The sequence below is a fragment of the Marinimicrobium sp. C6131 genome, assembly GCF_026153455.1.
Classification (GTDB): Bacteria; Pseudomonadota; Gammaproteobacteria; order Pseudomonadales; family Cellvibrionaceae; genus Marinimicrobium.
Map to the genome: position 1 here is coordinate 508,503 of NZ_CP110629.1, position 21,025 is coordinate 529,527.

Consider the following 21,025-nt stretch of genomic DNA (forward strand, 5'->3'; position numbering starts at 1 on the left):
GCGGCACCGCAGGGTACCTTAAGATCTTCAAGTTGGCACAGAGACCGGGGCAGGGGATGAGGGTTGACGACTCTCGAAGGCATGGATGCCGACGCGAAGCCCACAGGGATGTGTTCACGGCGGGTCGTCAACCCTCATCCCCTGCCCCGGTTGGTGTCCAAAATGGGTGCAAAATTTTTAAGAATGCTCCATAGATTATGCCACTAGTTCACCCCCTCGTGGGCATCCTCAGCCTGTCGCTGTACGTGATCACCATCGCGGGCGTGTTCCTGTTGATCATGCCCGTGGCGCTGGTCAAACTGATCATCCCCGGCCTGCGCCGCCCCTGTAATGCCGTGCTCGACAAACTGGCGAGCGGCTGGATTACACTCAACGGTTGGCATCAACAGCTGTTGACCCGCACCGACATTCGCGTCAGCGGAGATATCGATCAACTCAGTCGCAACGAGTGGTACATGCTGATTGCCAACCACCAGTCCTGGGTCGATATCATGATCCTGGTCCGGGTATTGAACGGCCGCATTCCCTACGTGAAATTTTTCTTCAAGCGTGAGCTTCTCTGGGTGCCGCTGTTCGGGCAGGCGCTGTGGGCGATGGACTTTCCGATGATGCGGCGGCGCAGCAAACAAGAGATCGCCCGCAATCCGGAGCTGGCCAACGATGACCTGGAACGTACTCGACGCGCCTGTGAAATGTATCGCTACAGTCCGGTCACCATCATCAACTTTCTGGAAGGCACCCGCTTTACGCCGGCCAAGCAGCAGGCGCAAGCCAGCGACGGCGGCGCGCCGGAGTTCAGGCACCTGCTCAAGCCCAAAGCCGGTGGCCTGGCCTTTACCCTGTCGGCCATGAACGGACAGCTTCGGCAGATGCTGGATGTGACGCTTTACTATCCCCATGGCCGACCCACTTTCTGGGAATACGCCTGCGGCCGAGTACGCCGGGTGGACATGCACATCCAGCAGCGCCCCATCACCGACGACATGGTGGGTGACTACCCGAACGATGAGGCGTTTCGAGCCCGGTTTCAGGCCCGCGTCAACGAACTCTGGCAGGAAAAAGACGCCCGTCTGGAGGCCATGGCCCAGGCCGGGACTGATACGCACTGAGGTAAGCACGATAGCCTATGGCTGAACCATCCTTTCCCAAACAACTGCTCGCCCCTCGTCACTGGCCCTCCTGGTTGGGGGCCGGGCTATGGTTTCTGGTCGCCCAACTGCCTTACCGCGTGCAGTGGTGGCTGGCCAAAGCGTTGGCGCCTTTGCTGCGGCTGAATAAAAAACGGCTGAATTTTGCCCGACGCAACATCGAACTCTGTTTTCCGAATATGGCAGAGGTCGAACGAGAGCGTCTGCTGAAACAAAATCTCACCTCCACCGCCATGACCGTGTTCGAAACCGGCATCGCCTGGTTCTGGCCGGGCTGGAGACTGCGCCGACTGTTCACCGTTACCGGCCTGGAACATCTGAGAGCCGCTGAAGAGGCGGGGCAGGGCGCGCTACTGCTCAGCTTGCACATGACGACCCTGGATATTGGCAGCGCCATGCTGGGCCAAGTGGTCAACTTCGACGGCATGTACCGGCCCCACAGCAACCCGGTGTACGACTACCTGCAAATGAAACGCCGCAGCGCCTACTCCCCCGGCGCCATGACCATACCCCGGGACAACGTGCGCGCCATGATCAGCCGTCTGCGCAAAGGCCGCTTCATCTGGTACGCCCCGGATCGGGACCTGGGCTCAAAAAACAGCCTCTTCGCCCCCTTTTTCGGCGTGCAGGCCGCCACCGTCAGCGCCACAGGAAAGCTGGTCAGCATGGGCAAGGGAAGGGTGATTCCGTTTACTCAGTACCGGTTACCCGGAGGGCGAGGTTACCAACTGGTCATCCGTCCTGCGCTGGAGGATTTCCCCAGCGGCGACGACTATGCCGATACGGTGCGGGTTAATCGCTATATGGAAGAAGCCATCGAGGAGTGCCCACATCAATATTTTTGGGCACAGCCACGCTTTAAGACCCGTCCTGAAGGTGAGTCAGCGGTGTATTGAGGGTTAAGCCTCAGCAATTGCACCTTTGTTCATACCTTCATAGGCCTGCACACGGATGGTACTGGTCGGGTACTCGGACTTGGTGGTTTTAGCGATGTGATCCGCAATCAGCTCCACCGTGGTATCTGTGTCCATCAGATAACAGCAGCGCTGGGGCAGCGCGATCTCAAACTCCCCTTGAGGCGCCGTATACGCAAAGCGGAAATACTCGCCTTCCTCCGCCACCAAATCTTCCCGGGTGGCGAGATAAATATCCCGGAACCGACTCGCCCATTCGCCCTCCAGGGCGGGTGAGGGGATATCGTCTGCCCAGATGGCGATCTTCGAGCGGTGGCCGTGGGCTATCCGCTGGCAATTGCCATCGTGCTTTTTCAGTCCATGGCTGTAGTGATAAAACACGCTCTCAATGTACTCGGTGGAAAAGCCCAAACTGAGGCGGGTACCCTCCGGGAACAGGGCGGCGTCATTCAGACGTTCAATGCACCACTGCGCTACGCTTTCCCGGGTCAACTCCTCTGCATCCACCAGTGCCACTGCCTCTTTGGGGCAGCGCAGATCAATCGTTTCGCTGCGGTCGCCGAAGTGCCAGCGCAGCGACAGGGAATCCCCCGCCTCTTCCAGCTCGAGCTGGTGGGAGCGACGGGGCACCAGGAGGCGATGGTCGAGTTCGTTGTCCAGCCATACCTTCAGTGCTTTCTTGACCGTACTGAAATCGCAGACCATGCCCTGTTCATCCAGCGCGCCCTCCAGTTGAACATCTGCCAGCCAGGTTTCCCCGAGCAGGCCGCGGCGGGCATCGAGAAAGCTGAAATCTACGGTGGCGAGGTTGTCGACAAAAAGCAGCATAAAACGTCTCGGTGTCTGGAGTAAGTGAATGATTTGGCGCTGCTGGCGCCGATCATGTCTTCAGGGAAGTATACCGGTCTGGGAACCAAAGCGAAAACTGTGTAGAATTCTGGCGTCGAATTCTTTGTTCTTTGAAAAGAGCAAGATTCGGCGGATAGCTTGGTTATGTATAAATCTACAATAGGGATACACACATGATAAAGAAAATGGTGGCGGTTTCCGCCCTTACGGCTAGCTTGTTTGGTTGCGCCAGTATCGTCAGTGACAGTCAGTATACGGTGGCGCTGAATAGCTCGCCGGATAATGCGCAGTTTGTCGTCACGAACAAGAGTGGGCAGAAAGTCCATAGCGGTCGAACCCCCTCGTCAATTGTACTGAAGGCATCTTCCGGTTTTTTCCAGGGTGAAAGTTATGCCATTGAAATCGAGAAAGAGGGATTCCAAGCCAAAAGCTATGCTTTGACGAGCACGGTAGATGGTTGGTATTTCGGAAATATCCTGCTGGGCGGATGGCTTGGAATGCTGATCGTTGACCCGGCTACCGGGGCCATGTTCAAGCTGCCTGAGCGGGTTGACGTTTCTCTGGACGAGTCGCTTGCTCAGAGCGCGGATGCTGACCTGACGATCGCGACAATCGATTCCTTGAGTGCCGAGCAGCGTGAAAGTCTGGTGCCCGTGCAATAAGCACCTTGCGTTTTCAGGAAACTGAACCCAAAAAAAGCCCGTCCGATTGGACGGGCTTTTTTTTTGGGGCACTTGGCAAGGTGTCAGTAAAGGTAAACCGCACCGGAGTCGGTGCCTTCGTTGTTGTCCCGGTCGCCGTTGATGCCCTGAGCATCGCTGTCTTCGCGGTAGGCGCCGATGGCAAGGGTGTCGCCTTCGGCCGACAGCGCCAGACCGACGCCAAATCCGTCCCGCGCCTCGGTGTTGGCGGCCTTGATGTATGAGGTTTCGCGCCACCGATCGTCAATGAGTGAGAAGAGGTAGGCGCCGCCCGCACGTGGTGCCGAGTTGTCATCACTGACGCCGTTGATGCCGGTCTCGGCACTGGGCTCACGGGTGCTGCCAACCACCAGGTGACGACCATTGCGGGCAAACGCCACTGTTTCGCCGAAGCGCAGGCCCTGAAGGTTGTTGGACGCTTTCAGGAACGATGTCTGAGCCCACTCACCGTCCACCTGACGGAAGAGGTAGACCGCACCGCTGTTGGTGGCAATCGTGGTGTTGTCTTCGAGATCGTAATTATCGGGGCTCGAGTTGATTCCGGGTTCGGCCGTCAGGTCGCCGGTGCTACCCACCGCCAGGCGGGACCCGTCTCCGGACAGGGCGACACTGGCCCCGAAACTCTGAGCGTAGCCGGTCAGTTCTTGCTCTGTGTAGGTATGACTGGGCTTGATGTAGGCTGATTGCGACCAGTCACTGCCATCGCGATTGAACAGGTAGACCGCGCCGGCATTGATCAAGGTCCGGTTATCGTCTTCACCATTGATACCGGTAGAGCGGCTGGCGTCACCGGTCGCACCCACCGCCAGGGTGCTGCCGTCGGTGGAGATGGCCAGGCTGCTGCCAAACAGGTGGTACAGGGGCGTACCGCTTGCCGTGATGGCGGAGAAGGTGTTCGACGCCTTTACATAAGCCTGCTGTGCCCAGCCGCTGTCTGAGTCGGTAAATACATAGACGGCACCGGCGTTGGGTGCGTCATTGTTGTTCTCGTCACCATTGATTCCGGTGGCGTCGCTTGATTCGAACAGTGCGCTGACCGCCAGAGTCAGGCCGTCACCGGACAGGGCCACGCGGTGGCCAAAACGGTCGTTGACGTTGGTTGGGATGGTAACGTCGCTGTCGTCGTCTGTCGCGGAATCATCGGTGCCATCGTCTTCGGCGGTACCGTCGGTTTCTTCTTCCTCTTCTTCAGGGGGTTCGGCATTGGAGGCCTTGAGAAAGGCGTCTTGGGCCCAGCCGTCTTCCCCACGTTTGAAGACATACACCGCACCGGTACCGGGTGCTCCGTTATTGTCCTGCTCTGGGTTGATGCCCGTGCCGTCGCTGTCTTCAAGCGCGGCGCTGACCGCGAGCACATCGCCATTGTCCGACAGTGACAGGGCGAAACCGAACCGGTCGTTGTATCGGGTGGTGTCGTCACCGTCGTCGTTTTCGCTGGGAACTTCGGTGTTGGAGGCTTTCAGGTAGGCCTCCTGTTGCCAGAGGCCGTCTACCAGGCGGAACACGTAAACGGCGCCGGCTCCGAATACCGAGTTGTCGGCGGCATCACCGTTGACGCCGCGTGCCTGACTGGCTTCGCGGGGCGCGCTCACCGCCAGCGTTTGGCCATCGGCCGAGAGGGCCACACCCCATCCAAACCAGTCGGCGGCCTCGGTGCTGTCGGCTTTGATAAAGCCGATGGTATCGAGCATGACGCTCAGGGTCAGTTGCTCGTTGGAATCTTCGTATTCGGAGCAGTCGGCGCTCAAACAGGCGGTGACGGTATACAGGGCGTTGTGCCAGTCATGCTGGTGCACCGCGACGGTGTCGCTGGCCTCTGTTTCGGTCAGGTTGTCAGCAACTACCTCATAGCCGCTGCCGTCGCCCGGGTTTTTTCTCAGTTGGTAATACTCGGCGCCTTCAACGGCGGTCCAGGAAAAGCGGATTTCCTTGGGCTCCACCGATTCGACATTGATTTCCGGCCACTCGGCGTCGGTAATGCCTCCGGTGTTACCCGCGTTATCAATACCACCACTGAAGCTGCTGGAGCTTGAGCTGGAACTGGAAGAGTTGTTCTGGTTGTTGCTGTCACTGCCGCAGGCGCCCAGAGTCAGAGCGAGGAGCAGGGGCGGGATGAAGCGGGTGACGGAGATCAAGCCGTTGTCTCGAGTATTACGCATGCCTTTGTGTACCTGAGATTTTGGGGAAGCCCGCGATTCTCGGCGCCTCGGGGCTTCGTGTCAAATATTGGCGCAAACGCTGGCCGCTTGGACCCGCGCCGAGCCCATAAAATCCGCAGCGCAATGAAAAACCGGCCCAGTCTCGCCCAAGGGCGCCATAAAACTGACGATCGGTAGATGAATTCGATGCCAGTCGTGGTAAGATGCACGATTTTTGGCGCTCCGGCCGGTTTCAGGCGGAAGCAAAATACAGAGTGGTTGACTGACGTCGGAAGCGGAGTCCGTGATGATAACCGTTCAAGAGTTGATGACCCCGGTGGGCACTCAAGTGGATGCTGGCCAGAGCCTGATTGAGGTTCTGGCCATGATGCGCCGCAATCAGCACTCCTGTGCTGTGGTGAAGGACGGCGACCGGGTGGTGGGCCTGATTCGGGAAAAGGATCTGGTGGCGGTGCTTGCCCGGGTACTGGAGTCCGGTAGCGTTGCTGTGGGGCAGGCAGCGGACGTGATGACCGTCAACCCGGTGTGTGTGCCTGCCGCCGCATCGCTGCTGGAGGCGCTCAAGCGCGCGCAGGAACATCGTCAACGCCAGATGCCGGTGTTGGATGAGCAGGGCATGTTGGTGGGCATGATTACCCATACTGATATGGCGCAGGCTTACATTCACATCCTGGAGCGCCAATCAGAGTTGGTCAGTGTCAACCGGGTTCTGAAAGCGGAATCGCTGCGGGATTCTCTGCTCAATATCGGCAATCGTCGCGCCATGGAGCAGGACCTGGAGGTGCTGGCGGCCCATCCTGAGCGTCGTTACGCGCTGGCTCTGCTGGATCTCGACTGGTTCAAGAAGTACAACGATTACTACGGCCACCAGGCGGGAGATCGGGCGCTACAACGAGTCAGCGAAGCCATTACCCGTCATCTGCGTCAGGGCGATACCCTCTATCGGTACGGTGGCGAAGAGCTGCTGCTTTTAATGCTGGATACCGATCTGGAGGGGGCCTGGCAGGGCGCCAATCGGGTGCGCGAAGCGGTGCAGCAACTGGGGATCGAGCACGCTCCGAGCCCGCTGGGTGTGCTGACTCTGAGTGCGGGGGTTGCCAGTGAAGCCGGGGTGGGGGTGTCTCATCTGATTGCTTCCGCCGACCAGGCCCTTTATTACGCGAAGACCCACGGGCACAACAGCGTTGTTCGAGCCCAGGTGTCGGAACGGGGCAAGCCCCCCTCCTCATAGCGGGCGGAGGGAGCCAGAAAGACTGTGACTGCAATCGGTTACTCGCTGGTCTGATTCCAATGTCACGCAATTATCACTTGTAGTTCCCCCGTGGATCCGTACACTGCGCCGCTTTGTTGGTAGCCGAGGCGGATGCCTCCTGGACGTGTGTCGTTATGCCCCATCCCGCTGTTGAACCTTTGTCCCTGACCAACCGTCTCGGGCAGCCTGTTGTATTGGGTGTGAAGTTTCTGCCCGGAGAGCACCGCGATACTCTGTTTGTGAGTGCCCCCCGCCAACAGGCCTCCAGCTTTTTTGGCAAAAATGCTGAACCGTTTCTGATGCAGTTGATGGAGCAGCTCCCGCTGGTTCCCGAGCGGCTGAGCATCATTGAGTTACGCGGCGATCCGGAGAACCCGGAGTTCTGGCGCTGGCGTGCGGAGTGGGTGGGACGCTCGCCCATGGCGCTGCGCGCCGAGCCGGTGGCCAGCAATGGCTCCCGCTCGGCACTTCAATCGCTGTTGGAAGGGCGGCAGCACGAGGGCGCCTGCCACGCGGGCGCTCCCCGTCGCCGACAAGCCTGACGGCTATCAGGCTGATTCGCGCGAACGTTCGCGCAGACGCCGGGCCGCTCTGACCATGTTGGCCAGGGCGGCTTCGGTTTCTGCCCAACCCCGGGTTTTCAGGCCGCAGTCCGGATTGACCCAGAGTCGCTCTTTGGGTAACCGTCGGGCCGCCTGCTCCATCAGGTTCACCATTGCCTCGACCGGGGGCACGTTCGGCGAGTGAATGTCGTAGACGCCGGGGCCGATGTCATTCGGGTAGGCAAACTGCTCGAAGGCATCGAGCAGCTCGCCCTGAGAGCGTGAGGTTTCGATGGTAATGACATCCGCGTCCAATGCCGCAATGGCGTCAATGATGTCATTGAATTCCGAATAACACATGTGGGTGTGAATCTGGGTTTCGTCGCTCACACCGCTGGCGCTCAGCCGAAACGCTTCCACCGCCCAGTCGAGGTATTCCCCCCACTCTTTCCGTTTTAAGGGCAGGCCCTCCCGCAACGCTGGCTCGTCGATCTGGATGATCTGTATTCCGCAGGCCTCCAGGTCGTTGACCTCGTCCCGCAGCGCCAGGGCGATTTGCCGTGCGGTGACCGAGCGGGGCTGATCGTTGCGTACAAAGGACCAGAACAACATGGTAATCGGGCCGGTGAGCATCCCCTTGACCGGTTTGCGGCTCAGTGACTGGGCATAGCGGGCCCACTGGGTGGTCATGGCGTGAGGACGGGCCACGTCACCGTATATGATGGGTGGTTTTACGCAGCGGGAGCCGTAGCTCTGCACCCAGCCAAAGCGGGTAAAGGCGTAGCCATCAAGCTGTTCGCCAAAGTATTCCACCATGTCGTTGCGTTCGGCTTCGCCGTGTACCAGAACATCCAGTCCCAACTGCTCCTGGCGGACGATGGCATCGGCAATGGCCTGACGCATGCGGTTGCGGTACGCCACCTCGGACATCTGCCCCTGTTTGTACGCTCTGCGGGCCTGCCGGATGTCATCGGTCTGGGGGAATGAGCCGATGGTGGTCGTGGGGAATTCCGGTAACTGCAACAGCGCCTGCTGCTGGGCGATGCGCTTGGCAAAGGGGCTGTGACGTTGACTGTCGGTCGGGGAAATGGCACGCAGACGTTCCTGAACCGCCGGATTGTGGACCCGTTGGGATTCGCGCCGTGAGCGAACGGACTGGTCGCTGGCTTTGAGGGCGGCCAGTGCAGACGGTGCGGGGGCGGGAGCCAGCAACTGTGCCAGAGCCACCACTTCATCGACTTTCTGCAGCGCGAAGGCCAGCCAGCTTTTCAGCTCGGGGTCCAGTGTCTGCTCCCGCCCCAGATCGACCGGTACGTGCAACAAGGAACAGGATGGCGCCAACCACAGTCGGTCACCCAGGCGCTCGGCGACATCGGCGAGGGTTTCCCGCGCCGTCTGCAGGTCGGTGCGCCATATGTTCCTTCCGTCGATTGCCCCAACGGACAACACTTTGTGCACCGGCAGGCGGTCGACGACGCTCAGTAGTTGCTCCGGTGCCCGCACGGCGTCGATGTGCAGACCGGCGACAGGCAACTGGACCGCTGTGGACAGATTCTCGCCGAGCGCTCCGAAATAGGTGGCCAGCAGCACTTTTACCGCCCGGCTCTGCAATCGGTGGTAGCTTGGCTCGAAAGCCTGCTGCCACGCCAGAGGCAGGTCCAATACCAGAATGGGTTCGTCAATCTGCACCCATTCGGCGCCCGCCTCGGCCAGGGCGTCCAGCAGTTGCTGATAGGCGGGCAACAGGGCATCGAGCAGGCTCAGCCGGTCAAAATCCGCTTTTTCCTTGCCCAGCCAGAGATAACTGAGCGGGCCCAATATCACGGGTTTGACCCGATGCCCGAGGGCGACGGCTTCCCGCGTCTCATCGATGATCTGCCGATAACTCAGCTCAAAGGTCTGATCGGGGTGAAATTCGGGGACCAGGTAGTGGTAGTTGGTATCGAACCACTTGGTCATTTCGCAGGCGCTGCTGGCGGTGCCGCTGGGCGCTCTGCCGCGCGCCATCCGGAACAACGTGTCCAGATCGACCTGTCGGCAGGGCCCCTCGGGGGCTTCCGGGGTGTCAATCGGCTCGCTGCAGCCACACTCGGACCGGGCGGCCGGTTCATTGTTCTCGGCGAGGGCTTCAGCCCGGTGGCGCAACGGAACGTTGCCAAGCGTGGCGGACAGTGTCAGGACCTGGTCGTACCAGGCAAAGTCACCGGTGGGAATCCAGCTCAGGCCGGCGTCGGCCTGTTGCTGCCAATGCCGGCGGCGCAAGGTCCGTCCGGTATCTTCCAGAGCCTCTCTGGACAGGTCGCCGCGCCAGTAGGCTTCGAGAGCCCGCTTGAGTTCTCGGTCGGCTCCGATTCGGGGAAAGCCCAGGTTGTGAGTGGGTATCGGGTGCATAGGGTCCTCAGCTCAAAAGTGTGAACAGACAAACGGTCTGTGGGGTAAGTCTCAACGTGGTGGGCGTATTCTCTGTAAAGTGCTACTATGAATCAAATGGAGTATTTTCAGATTTACTATGAATTTTATTAATATAGGCCTGGTGCTTTTTTCGCCTCGCCCGATTGTTGAGGAGCGGAACAAAACCGATGCTGGAAATCCGTCACTTGAAAACCCTGGTGGCCCTGCGGGACACCGGCTCTTTGGTGGATGCTGCGGAGCGCGTTCACCTGACCCAGTCAGCGCTGTCTCATCAGTTGAAGGACCTGGAGAGCCGTCTTGGCGGCGAGCTGTTTGTGCGCAAGAGCCGGCCGGTGCGTTTTACGCCCGCGGGCAAGCGACTATTGGCGTTGGCCGACGATGTGCTGGCCCGGCTTGAGGACGCCGAGCGGGAGGTGCACAAGCTGCTGCATGGCGAGGCCGGGCGCCTGAATATGGCCATTGAGTGTCACAGTTGCTTCAACTGGTTGATGCCGACCATTGAGCGTTACCGAAACCACTGGCCGGCCGTGGAGCTGGATTTTTCCGGCGGCTTCACGTTTGAGCCGCTACCCGCGCTGGTTCAGGGCGACATCGACCTGGTCGTGACAGCGGATCCGCAATTGATTCGCGGGGTAGAGTACGTCCCGCTGTTTGCATATGAAATGCAGTTTGCCCTGGGGCGGGACCATCCTCTGGCGGAACGTCCCTGGCTTGAACCGGAGGACCTGTTGGAGCAGACGTTGATCACCTACCCGGTTGAGCGCAACCGGCTGGATGTTTTCAAGCAGTTTCTGGAGCCCGCGGGGGTTGAACCCGCGTCAGTGCGTACCGCCGAACTGACCATGATGATGGTACAGCTGGTGGCCAGTGGGCGGGGCGTTTCAGCGCTGCCGAACTGGGTGCTGGCCGAGTATGTGGATCAAGCGTTGATCACGGTCCGCTCGGCTGGCCCTCGAGGTGTCTGGCCAATACTTTATGCCGCGGTGCGCGAGGCCCAACTGGATGCGCCCTTTATGCAGGACTTCCTCCGGTTGGCCCGCGAACACTGTCTCAAACATCTGAAGGGGGTGCGTCGGGTATCGTCCTGATCCAACCGTCGCTGTGGCGCGTAAAAACACGGAACGTCAAACAACAGCCAGATCATCTACAGCGGACTCCTCCTATGACAGGCTCCTACAATGCCGTTCTGGTCATCGCGTCTTATTGCGTGGCGGTGATTGCGTCCTACACCGCCATCTACTTTGGTACCCGGGTATTTCATTTCGACGGAGCCCAGCGGCGTCACTGGCTGATTGCCGGCGCGCTCTGTCTGGGGACCGGGATATGGTCCATGCACTTTGTGGGAATGAGTGCCTACGAGATGCCTATGGGAATGACCATGTCCTTCAATGCCGGGCTGACAGCCCTGTCCTGGCTGCCGGCGTTGGTGGCGTCAGGGCTGGCTCTGCATGTCATTACCTTGCCCAGAGTCACCTCGGTCGCTGTTGCGTCTGCCTCACTGATTATGGGCGCGGGCATTTTTTCGATGCACTATCTGGGCATGTATGCCATGCAGATGGATCCCGCCATTCAATACGACCCGCTGTGGGTCGCTATTTCCGCGGCGATTGCCGTGGGAGCATCGGGGGCTGCGCTGATGATCTGTCGCAAGATCCGCGATGTGCCTGTTCAGTATGCGGTATGGGTCAAGGCGTTGGCGGCGCTGGTGATGGGGGCCGCTATTTGTGGCATGCATTACTCGGGGATGATGGCGGCGATTTATCCGATGGAAGCCACCCTGCATCAGGGCAATCATCTCCAGGGGAACTGGATGGGTGTACCCACGGCGATAGTGGTGAGCGGCCTGCTGTTGTTGGCTATTTATGTTGCCTACAGCGATTTGCGTGCACGGGACCGGGCGCGGCAAGCGCAGGAACGGGCGCAGGATCAAGCCCGTCAGGCGGCCTTCTACGATGCCTCCACGGGGCTGCCCAATCGCAGCTATCTGGAGCGGCAGTTGTTGGAGCGGTTGACCGTAACAGCGCGGGGCTCACAGCCCGAGCCCTTCTTGCTGTTCTACGTTCAGCTCCAGGCGCCGGATGATACGCAGGTGCAGGAGGTGGCTCGACAACTCAGGCGCGCTTTCAGCCGTGCAGTGCATGTCGTGCGATACAGTAGCGACAGCTTTATGGTCCTGCACGAACCCATGTCGGCGGAGGAGGTCAAGCGAAAGCGGGTCACCCTGAACGCCGCTTTTTCGAGCAGTGCGACCATCGCCCGATGGGGGTGGGGGCTGAGCCAATACCCGGCATCGGCCAGTAACAGTCGTGGCCTGATGCAGAACGCACAGCGGGTACGGGAATGGTTGAAACCTGAGAGTGCCGCAGTTGGAGGTCGCCAGGTCGCCTGAGACGGCGCAGCGCGAAACCCGAAAGAAAGCCAGCAGCAGTCATCGAACGCTGGCTTTTCTGTCGGGCAAGGCTATCAATTCACGTGATGATATCGAATGGAACGCCCCGGCCTGTAGGCTTCAGCCCAGTGCCTGGATGGCGGCGTCATAGTCCGGCTCATCCGCCACTTCGCTGACCAACTGGGTGTAGGTTACTTTACCCTCCTGATCAACCACCACCACAGCGCGTGCATCCAGTCCGGTCAGTGGACCTTCCACCATGCGCACGCCGTAGTCCTCGGCAAAGCTGGAGCGGAAAGCGGACGCGGGAATGACTTGATCCAGTCCTTCCGCGCCGCAAAAGCGTGCCATGGCAAATGGCAAATCCTCGGAGACACACAGAACCACCGTGTTATCCAGTGCGCTCGCCTTTTCATTGAACGCACGAACAGATTGCGCGCAGGTGGGCGTGTCCACACTGGGGAAAATGTTCAGCACCACTCGCTTGCCTTTGAAGTCACTCAGGCTGATTTCCGACAGGTCGGTTTTTACCAGCGTGAACTCAGGTGCCGCTGTGCCTTTTGCGGGCAGTTCACCACTGGTTTTAAACGGGTTACCTTTCAATGTAACAGTTGCCATGCTGTGCTCCTGCTGGATGGTGACATGAGGAATCGAATCGGCCCGCACACTGGACAGGCCATAAAACATGCATTACAACGCTGGTGCGATGTGATTGCAAGTGCCGATTACCTTTCTTTAACGCAACCGGAAGCTACTATGAACGCCATTAAGTCCCCGCCCGGTGCATTGGCGGCGATTGCCCGCTGGGGCAATCGATTGCCGGCGCCAGCGCTGCTGTTCCTTTGGCTCAGTCTGGCGTTGGTGCTGATTTCTGCGGTGGTCGCCGCCTTTGACGTGTCCACCCGTTTGCCGGGGCAGGACGAGCGTATTGCGGTGCGCAGCCTGCTCAGTGCCGAGGGGGTGCGTTGGGCACTGACTCACACAGTTGACAACTTTGTTTCCTTTGCGCCGGTGGGTACGGTCCTGGTGGCCATGATGGGTTTGGGGGTTGCCGAGCACTCCGGCCTGTTGCGGGTGCTGCTTGAGCGCTTGGTGCGCCGTACGCCCCGGGGCCTGCTGAGCTGGGTTGTGGTGTTTGCCGGCATTCTGTCGAATCTTGCCATGGATGCGGGCTATGTCGTGCTGATTCCTCTGGCGGGGTTGATGTATGCCGCGGCGGGGCGGCCACCCCTGGCGGGTATCGCAGCGGCTTTCGCGGGCGTTTCGGCCGGCTACAGTGCCAACCTGTTGATCGGTCCGGTGGACGCCATTCTCAGCGGGATGAGCACGGAGGCGGTGGCGATTGTTGCGCCTGAGTACACGGTGGGCGTTGAGGCCAATTACTACTTTGCGGCCGTCTCGACCCTGGTGTTGAGCGTGCTCGGTGCCTGGGTGACGGAGCGCTGGGTGATGCCGTACCTGGCCCGGACGGCCGGCTCTGAGGAGCGTGGGAATCCCGTGCCGGATGAGGCTGTCGCGCTGTCGCCGGCCGATCGCCGTGGACTCTGGCTGGTGGCCGGCTGGACCCTTCTGTTTGTCTCAGGGGTGCTCGCGGCGTCGGTTCCGGAAGGTGCGCCGCTGCGCGACCCGGACAGTCCGGGTTTTCTCGGCTCGGCGGCAATGCAGGGGGTTGTGGTGTTGATTGCGCTCTATGCGGCCGTTGCCGGCTGGCTGTTCGGGCGCTTCAGTGGGCGGTACGGTAGTAGTCAGGCATTGGTGCAGGCCATGGAAGGGACGATGGCGACCATGGCCGGTTATCTGGTCCTGATGTTTTTTGCCGCTCAGTTTGTGAATTATTTCGCCTGGAGCCAGTTGGGTACCCTGCTGGCCGTCAGTGGTGCCGAGGGGTTGAAAGGCCTGGCGGTACCGAACAGCGTCCTGCTGATCGTGTTTGTGTTAATGGCAGCCTTTATCAACCTGTTTGTCGGTAGCGCCTCGGCCAAGTGGGGGTTGTTGGCGCCGGTCTTTGTCCCGATGCTGTTCTTGCTGGGAGTCAGCCCTGAGGCGACCCAGATGGCCTTCCGGATCGGAGACAGCAGCACCAACATCATAACACCGCTGATGCCCTATTTCGGGGTGGTGGTTGCCTTTGCCCAGCGCTATAAACCGGACTTGGGTATCGGCACGCTGATGGCGATGATGTTGCCGTACAGCATTGTGTTTTTGTTGGGCTGGAGCGCACTCATGCTGGTGTGGTTCTGGCTCGGTTTGCCCCTCGGGCCGGGTGCACCGATGCTGCTCAATTGAGGTTGCAATAGGGGGGCAAACTGCGCATAATGCGCCCCACTCGACCACAGCCAGTGGCTGTTTCAGGGGGATTCCCCCGGTGTCGAGCGACAATGGTGGCCTTTCCGGTCCCCTCGCAATGATCAGCTGTGAACCCCGCCAGGCCCGGAAGGGAGCAACGGTAGCAGTCAGTCATGTGCCGGGGTGTGGCTGGTCAGGTCACCACCCATCCCCCGCTATTTGTATAATTCTGTCGTTCCCCTGGTGGTAAGCGCAGCGCACCCGCCGTATATATCACCGGGCATCTTCCGGTATACTCCCGCCCTGGTTTTGATATTCTGATCCACTGAGGAAGGCATGAGCTACCAAGTCCTGGCCCGCAAATACCGCCCCCGCACCTTTCGGGAAACCGTGGGGCAGGAGCATGTGCTCCAGGCGCTGATAAACGCCCTCGATCACAACCGGCTCCACCACGCCTACCTCTTCACCGGCACCCGCGGGGTGGGCAAGACCACCATCGCCCGAATTCTCGCCAAATGCCTCAACTGCGAGAGCGGCGTCAGCTCCGAGCCCTGCGGTCAATGCTCCGCCTGCACGGAGATCGCCGAAAACCGTTTTGTTGATCTGATTGAAGTGGATGCGGCCTCGCGCACCAAAGTGGAAGACACCCGTGAGCTGCTGGAAAACGTCCAGTACGCGCCCACCCGGGGTCGCTACAAGGTCTACCTGATCGACGAAGTGCACATGCTCTCCGGGCACAGTTTCAACGCGCTGCTCAAGACGCTGGAGGAACCTCCACCTCACGTCAAGTTTCTGCTCGCCACCACCGATCCGCAGAAACTGCCGGTGACCATTCTGTCACGCTGTCTGCAGTTCAATCTGAAAAACATGAACCCGGAGCGGATTGTCCAGCACCTGCAGGAAATCCTGGAAAAGGAGCTGGTGCCCTTCGAATCCAGCGCGCTGTGGCTGTTGGGTCGGTCCGCCGATGGCAGTATGCGGGACGCCATGAGTCTGACCGACCAGGCGATCGCTTACGGCTCCGGGAAAATTACCGAGGCCGAAGTGCGGGCCATGCTGGGCACGATTGACCAGCGGGCCATCTACGACATGCTGGCCGCGCTGGCGGTTCAGGATGGTCGAGCGCTTCTGGGCGCGGTGGAGCGGATGTCCGAGCAGGCGCCTGATTACGCTGCCGCATTGGCAGAATTGCTGGCACTGCTGCATCGGATTGCCATCGCTCAGGCGTTGCCGGAGGCGGCGGATAACAGCCATGGTGATCGGGACAAGGTGCTTGAGCTGGCGCAGCAGATGCCCCCGGAGGACATCCAGCTGTTTTATCAGACGGCCCTGCTCGGTCGACGAGACCTGCCGCTGGCGCCAGACCCCCGTGCGGGGCTGGAAATGGTGCTGTTGCGGATGCTGGCGTTCAAACCCCAGGGGGTGGCCGACATCCCCAAAAAAGCGCTGCCGCAAGGCGCCAGCGAAACACCGGCCAGCCCGGGTGAGCGCCTGGCTGAGCAGATTCCGGAGCAGGCCCCCGTAGCGACCGTGTCGGAGTCGGCGCCTCCTGCTCCCGAGACTGGCAAACCGGGTGCGAAGGAGGAGCCCTCCCAGGCCCCAAAGCCGGTCGCTGACAGTACGCCGCCGGCTCCCGAGTCGGCGGCTGTGGCCCCGGTGGGCCACGAACCGGCGGGGCAGGAGTCTCTCCAACCATCGGATACGACCGCACCAGAGGCGAGAGGAGCCACCGGGGAAGAACCACCTCCCTGGGCCGAGGAGGATGTGCCGCCATTTGACGGCCCTTATCAGGCCGCACCCGAAGCCGGAACTCAATCGGCTGACCGGTCGAGCCGTGAGGCGACGGCGCCAATGGGCGCGCCGGGTGCTTCACGGCCGGAAACGCCACCGCCGGCATCGGCTGAGCCCGAGGCAGCCGAAACGATCAGAGCGAAACCGGCGGTTCCCAAAGTGACGCTTGAGGAAACCCGTCCGGACAACTGGGCCCGGATTTACCTGGGGTTGAGCGCGACAGGCCTGCTGCAAAGCACCGCCGCCAACTGCGTGTTGGTGGGACGTCAGGGCAATGAGCTGAATCTGGTGCTGGATGAGCGCCACAGCGCCATTTATGACGAGAGTCAGCAGCAGAGACTGGCGGATGTGCTCAGTGACTATTATGGCGAACCAGTGCGGGTGCGTATCCAGCCGGGAACGGTGGATGCGGAAACGCCGGCGGCGCAGGCCATTCGGCTCAAGGAGGAAAGCCGCATTGAGGCGCTTGAAGCCATGAAAAAGGACCCCATCGTACAACAATTGGTCGAACACTTTGGCGCGACTCTGCGCGAAGACACTGTCCAGCCCCTGGACTAATTGATGAGGTAAGTTATGAAAGGTTTGGGCGATTTGATGAAGCAGGCCCAGGAGATGCAGGCCAACATGCAGAAGATGCAGGAGGAGTTGGCTCAAGCGGAGGTCACCGGGCAGTCTGGCGCGGGCCTGGTCTCGGTGGTCATGACCGGGCGCCACGATGTGCGCCGTGTGAGCATCGACGACAGTTTGATGAGTGAAGACAAGGAAGTACTGGAAGATCTGATTGCCGCCGCGGTTAACGACGCGGTACGCAAGGTGGAGGCCAACAGCAAGGAAAAAATGGCGAGCATGACCTCGGGTATGGGCATTCCGCCCGATTTCAAAATGCCGTTTTAAGAGACGAACATGGCATCGCTATTCAGTCCACTGATCGACGAGTTGATCTCCTCGCTGCGCTGCCTGCCGGGGGTTGGTCCCAAGTCGGCCCAGCGCATGGTGTTGCATCTGCTTGAGCACAATCGTGAAGGCGCGGCGCGCCTGGCGCGCAGTCTGGAGCAGGCCATTGACGGGGTCGGGCGCTGTCAGCGTTGTCGCACCCTGACCGAGCAGCCGGTCTGCGGCATTTGTGATAATCCCCGACGGGATGGCTCCGTGCTGTGCGTGGTGGAAACACCCGCAGATGTTGTCGCCATTGAACAGGCCGGAGGCTATCAGGGTAAATATTTTGTGCTGCTCGGTCGTCTCTCTCCCATTGACGGTATTGGTCCGGAGGACATTGGCATTGATCAGTTGGTCAATCAGCTGAAAACCGGAGAGGTCAATGAGGTGATTCTGGCAACCAATCCGACCATGGAAGGGGAAACCACCGCGTTCTATATCAGTGAGCGGGCCAAGGATCTCGGCGTCACAGTATCCCGAATTGCCCACGGCGTGCCGCTCGGGGGCGAACTGGAGTTCGTCGACGGTGGCACCCTGGCCCATGCATTTTCCAGTCGAAAAACCTTATGACCACCATACCGACAGAGCCGATCTGGATTGATCAGAACGCGGAGCTGGCCGAGCTGTGCGAGCGCTGGCGTGAGCAGGGCGCCATCGCGGTCGACACCGAGTTCATGCGTTCGGAAACGTTTTATCCGATTGCCGGCCTGCTGCAGATCGGGGATGGCCGCGGCTGCTACCTGATTGATCCGCTGGCGATTGATAACCTTGAACCGCTCAGGGTCCTGTTCCTGGATCCGAGGGTGACCAAAGTGCTGCACGCCTGCTCCGAGGATCTGGAAGTGTTTCAGCGCTGGCTGGGGGTGGTTCCGGAGCCGCTGTTCGATACCCAGATTGGTGCCGCCTTTGCCGGCCTGGGCTTTTCGTTGGGTTATGCCAATCTGGTCCAGCAACTGCTGGGTATCGAGGTGCCCAAGGGAGAGACCCGATCGGATTGGCTGCAGCGGCCCCTGTCGGTTCCTCAGAAAAAGTACGCGGCACTCGATGTGGCGCACATGCTGGTGATTTACGGCAAGTTACTGCAGCGGCTGAGAGATCAGGATCGCCTCACCTGGGCGCGTGCCGACAGCGCCGATCTGGTCGCGAACGCCAAAGCCAGCCCGGATTTTAACGATTACTACCGCAAGGTGGGATCGGCGTGGAAGTTGCGCCCGCGTGAACTCGCCGTGTTGCGCCGGCTCAGTGCCTGGCGCGAACGGGAGGCACGGAAGCGGGATCGACCGCGCAACCGGTTGATCAAGGAAAATGGTCTGTGGGAGTTGGCCCGCCGTCAGCCTACGGATCTGGCGCAACTGCGGACCCTGAAAGAAGTCCCGGCCCATACCCAGAAAGAGGAAGGGGAGGCGCTGATGGCTGAGATCCGCCTGGCGCTGGAGGAACCGGAATCCGAGTGGCCCGAACGCCTCGACCCGCCCCTGGGCAAGGCCGAGGCGCCTTTGATGAAGGCGCTCAAACGTTATGTCCGTGAACTGGCGGAAGCGCACGAATTACCGCCGGAACTGTTGGTGCGCAAGCGCGAGTATGAAGCGGTCGTCCGCTCCGGGCTCAAAGGCGGAGCTTTCGAGCTGCCCGAGCGGCTGCAGGGGTGGCGCTATGAGCTCTTGGGGCAAGGGTTGCTTGAGGCGGCCGAAGCACACCGGGCCGATGTCACACCGCAGAAGGAGCCCTCATGAAACAGCTGGTTGAGATATTCCGCAGCCCGAAAGAAGAGGGCATGTACCTTTACGTCAAACGCGAGGAAGGGCTTGAACGGGTTCCGGAGGACCTGCTCCGGCGGTTCGGCAAACCCCAGTCGGCCATGGTGCTGGCGCTCACTCCGGAGCGGAAGCTGGCGCGCACCACCGCTGAGCGTGTGTTGGCCTGTCTCGAGGAGCCGGGCTATTACCTGCAGATGCCGCCAAGTCCCCATGCGGATACCGAAGTGGCCCGGGTGCGCCTCCACAACACGAAAATGGGGCATTGAGGTTTGGCTCTGCAAGCCTTCTGGGAGCGCAAAACGCTGGAGGAGATGACGGCACAGGAGTGGGAATCTCTCTGTGACGGGTGCGGCAAGTGTTGTCTGCACAAGCTTGAGGATGAAGATACCGGAGAAATTCTGTACACGGACGTGGCCTGCCGGTATCTGGATACGGCCACGGCCTGCTGCAGCGACTACCCCAATCGCCAGCGCAATGTGCCTGATTGCACCGTGCTGCGCCCGGAGGATGTTGCCGACTTTCATTGGCTGCCCTCGACCTGTGCCTACCGTCTGCTGGCCGAAGGGATTCCCCTGCCGGACTGGCACCCGCTGATTTCCGGTGATCCCGCGTCGGTGCGGCGGGCGGGCGTGTCGGCGGCAGGTCGGTTTGTCTCTGAAACCGAAGTGCCGGAAGAGGACTGGGAGGAGCGTGCGGTGATCTGGGTATGATCCCGTCCGCTGCCCGACTGTGATGAAGACTCAAGAGCGAACAACAGGAGCCGATAGCCTATGACAACGGGATACACCCTTGCCTGGATCGTCTATTTACTGGGAGCCCTGGCGCTTCTGGCCGCCGCCTGGCGGGTGACTCGGGGGTTTCGGCGCGAATGGCGACACTTACTGTTGGTGTCGGCGGCCGCATTGCTTCTGACCCCCGGGCCGATGAGCGTCAATGACAGCCTGATGCTGGCTCCGGCACTGTTTGTGCTGGTGCTTGATGGGTTGTTCGATACTCTGGATAGTGCCTCCCGAGCCGGGCTGATCATGCTGGGGGTCTGGTTGGTGGCCCTGGTCATTTCGCTGATCTTTCAGTTGCTGGTACGGCCCCGACCCCGACCCGAGACGGACTGAGATTGCCCTTTGGTACAAACCTGCTATAACTAAGAGTAATTAAACACCTGCACTGATCTCTACCTTTGGGTATTGGAGAAGGGGGCGTTTACACAGGAGAATTTCATGGCAAACCATATTTTCATTCTTGCGGCGGTCATGACTATTGCCGGCGTTTTCGGTGGGTTGATCAACTACTATCAACTGACCCAGGAGCGCGATGACGAGGCGGCGCTGCCGCGCTGCATTGTGCTGGGTATTGGTGCCGCATTTCTGGTACCGGTCATACTGTTTTTCGTCCAGAGCGATCTGATCACCCAGATTCAGGAAGACCCGTCGCGCTTGCTGATTTACACCGGTTTCTGTCTGATCGTGGCCATCGGTTCCCGTCTGGTACTGACCAGTACCCCAAAGCGTATTCTGCGTGAAGCGCAGGTCGCTCGGACCCAGGTTGAGGCAATGCAGCACGAGCTGCGGGTCATGCAGGAAGAGCTGCTGCCGCTGCTGGACACCGAAACCGAGCAGGACACCGATGTAGACGACAACGCCGGCCCCCTGAATCCGAATGAAGAACTGGATATCGCCGCCAGCAAGGTTCTGAAAACCCTGGGCGTGGGGCGGCACATCTATCGCTCCATGGCGGGCCTGTGTCGAGAGGCCGGGGCGGATGAGACGACCATCCAGAAATCTCTGAACGTCCTGGTCAGCCGGCAACTGGCCGGTAAACTCAACACCCGCAAAGGCGTACGTTGGTACCTGACCGAGAAGGGCCGTCGCGCGCTGGACCTGTTGGTATAA

The 21,025-nt window shown here is 60.3% G+C and carries 20 protein-coding genes and 1 other RNA gene; 17 read left to right on the top strand and 4 right to left on the bottom strand.

The window, feature by feature from the left end:
- The first annotated feature begins 197 nt into the window (after positions 1-197).
- The gene (locus OOT55_RS02160) at positions 198-1,109 is read left to right on the top strand and encodes an acyltransferase (protein WP_265367523.1); all 912 of its coding nucleotides are present in this window, start codon (positions 198-200) and stop codon (positions 1,107-1,109) included.
- A gap of 17 nt (positions 1,110-1,126) precedes the next feature.
- Complete coding sequence (lpxL, locus tag OOT55_RS02165) at positions 1,127-2,044, top strand: LpxL/LpxP family Kdo(2)-lipid IV(A) lauroyl/palmitoleoyl acyltransferase (RefSeq protein ID WP_265367524.1); 918 nt, start codon at positions 1,127-1,129, stop codon at positions 2,042-2,044.
- A 3-nt stretch (positions 2,045-2,047) separates the two neighbouring features.
- On the opposite strand, the gene OOT55_RS02170 is transcribed toward lpxL, so the two are convergent.
- The gene (locus tag OOT55_RS02170; RefSeq protein WP_265367525.1) at positions 2,048-2,890 is read right to left on the bottom strand and encodes a 6-pyruvoyl trahydropterin synthase family protein; all 843 of its coding nucleotides are present in this window, start codon (positions 2,888-2,890) and stop codon (positions 2,048-2,050) included.
- A 194-nt stretch (positions 2,891-3,084) separates the two neighbouring features.
- Between OOT55_RS02170 and OOT55_RS02175 the strand changes: the two genes are divergently transcribed.
- Complete coding sequence (locus OOT55_RS02175; RefSeq protein ID WP_265367526.1) at positions 3,085-3,573, top strand: hypothetical protein; 489 nt, start codon at positions 3,085-3,087, stop codon at positions 3,571-3,573.
- 83 nt (positions 3,574-3,656) lie between these two features.
- Here OOT55_RS02175 and OOT55_RS02180 read toward each other — a convergent pair whose 3' ends face one another.
- Positions 3,657-5,771 (bottom strand): FG-GAP repeat protein, encoded by a 2,115-nt coding sequence (locus OOT55_RS02180; protein WP_265367527.1) that lies wholly within the window; start codon positions 5,769-5,771, stop codon positions 3,657-3,659.
- 286 nt (positions 5,772-6,057) lie between these two features.
- On the opposite strand from OOT55_RS02180, the gene OOT55_RS02185 reads away from it, so the two are divergent.
- Together OOT55_RS02185 and OOT55_RS02190 are read left to right on the top strand one after the other, a co-directional pair.
- On the top strand, positions 6,058-7,002 hold the full coding sequence (locus OOT55_RS02185; RefSeq protein ID WP_265367528.1) for a diguanylate cyclase: 945 nt from the start codon (positions 6,058-6,060) through the stop codon (positions 7,000-7,002).
- 155 nt (positions 7,003-7,157) lie between these two features.
- Positions 7,158-7,565: a hypothetical protein gene (locus OOT55_RS02190; RefSeq protein WP_265367529.1), complete on the top strand. Its 408-nt coding sequence runs from the start codon at positions 7,158-7,160 to the stop codon at positions 7,563-7,565.
- 6 nt (positions 7,566-7,571) lie between these two features.
- Here OOT55_RS02190 and metE read toward each other — a convergent pair whose 3' ends face one another.
- The gene (gene metE / locus OOT55_RS02195; protein WP_265367530.1) at positions 7,572-9,956 is read right to left on the bottom strand and encodes a 5-methyltetrahydropteroyltriglutamate--homocysteine S-methyltransferase; all 2,385 of its coding nucleotides are present in this window, start codon (positions 9,954-9,956) and stop codon (positions 7,572-7,574) included.
- Between the two features lie 188 nt (positions 9,957-10,144).
- Here metE and OOT55_RS02200 point away from each other — a divergent pair, with 188 nt between their 5' ends.
- Entirely contained in the window at positions 10,145-11,065 is a 921-nt protein-coding gene (locus OOT55_RS02200; protein WP_265367531.1) for a LysR family transcriptional regulator, read from the top strand.
- Positions 11,066-11,139: 74 nt separating this feature from the next.
- Positions 11,140-12,366, top strand: a complete 1,227-nt coding sequence (locus OOT55_RS02205) for an MHYT domain-containing protein (protein WP_265367532.1) — start codon at positions 11,140-11,142, stop codon at positions 12,364-12,366.
- A gap of 120 nt (positions 12,367-12,486) precedes the next feature.
- On the opposite strand, the gene tpx is transcribed toward OOT55_RS02205, so the two are convergent.
- A complete protein-coding gene (tpx, locus tag OOT55_RS02210) occupies positions 12,487-12,984 on the bottom strand; it encodes a thiol peroxidase (protein WP_265367533.1) in 498 nt (165 codons plus the stop codon).
- A 138-nt stretch (positions 12,985-13,122) separates the two neighbouring features.
- On the opposite strand from tpx, the gene OOT55_RS02215 reads away from it, so the two are divergent.
- The 10 genes from OOT55_RS02215 (at position 13,123) to OOT55_RS02260 (ending at position 21,025) form a co-directional block, all read left to right on the top strand.
- The gene (locus tag OOT55_RS02215) at positions 13,123-14,652 is read left to right on the top strand and encodes an AbgT family transporter (protein ID WP_265367534.1); all 1,530 of its coding nucleotides are present in this window, start codon (positions 13,123-13,125) and stop codon (positions 14,650-14,652) included.
- 102 nt (positions 14,653-14,754) lie between these two features.
- Positions 14,755-14,850: signal recognition particle sRNA small type (ffs, locus tag OOT55_RS02220), an RNA gene on the top strand.
- A 138-nt stretch (positions 14,851-14,988) separates the two neighbouring features.
- On the top strand, positions 14,989-17,001 hold the full coding sequence (dnaX, locus tag OOT55_RS02225; protein ID WP_265367535.1) for a DNA polymerase III subunit gamma/tau: 2,013 nt from the start codon (positions 14,989-14,991) through the stop codon (positions 16,999-17,001).
- 15 nt (positions 17,002-17,016) lie between these two features.
- A complete protein-coding gene (locus OOT55_RS02230) occupies positions 17,017-17,337 on the top strand; it encodes a YbaB/EbfC family nucleoid-associated protein (RefSeq protein ID WP_265367536.1) in 321 nt (106 codons plus the stop codon).
- 9 nt (positions 17,338-17,346) lie between these two features.
- Entirely contained in the window at positions 17,347-17,949 is a 603-nt protein-coding gene (recR, locus tag OOT55_RS02235; RefSeq protein ID WP_265367537.1) for a recombination mediator RecR, read from the top strand.
- Entirely contained in the window at positions 17,946-19,112 is a 1,167-nt protein-coding gene (gene rnd, locus OOT55_RS02240; RefSeq protein WP_265367538.1) for a ribonuclease D, read from the top strand. The genes recR and rnd overlap by 4 nt, the downstream gene beginning before the upstream one ends.
- Positions 19,109-19,402 carry a YcgL domain-containing protein gene (locus tag OOT55_RS02245; protein ID WP_265367539.1) on the top strand — a complete coding sequence of 98 codons (294 nt, stop codon included), beginning with the start codon at positions 19,109-19,111 and terminating at the stop codon, positions 19,400-19,402. The genes rnd and OOT55_RS02245 overlap by 4 nt, the downstream gene beginning before the upstream one ends.
- A 3-nt stretch (positions 19,403-19,405) precedes the next feature.
- The gene (locus OOT55_RS02250) at positions 19,406-19,846 is read left to right on the top strand and encodes a YcgN family cysteine cluster protein (protein ID WP_265367540.1); all 441 of its coding nucleotides are present in this window, start codon (positions 19,406-19,408) and stop codon (positions 19,844-19,846) included.
- 60 nt (positions 19,847-19,906) lie between these two features.
- A complete protein-coding gene (locus OOT55_RS02255; protein WP_265367541.1) occupies positions 19,907-20,248 on the top strand; it encodes a hypothetical protein in 342 nt (113 codons plus the stop codon).
- 105 nt (positions 20,249-20,353) lie between these two features.
- Entirely contained in the window at positions 20,354-21,025 is a 672-nt protein-coding gene (locus OOT55_RS02260) for a YEATS-associated helix-containing protein (protein WP_265367542.1), read from the top strand.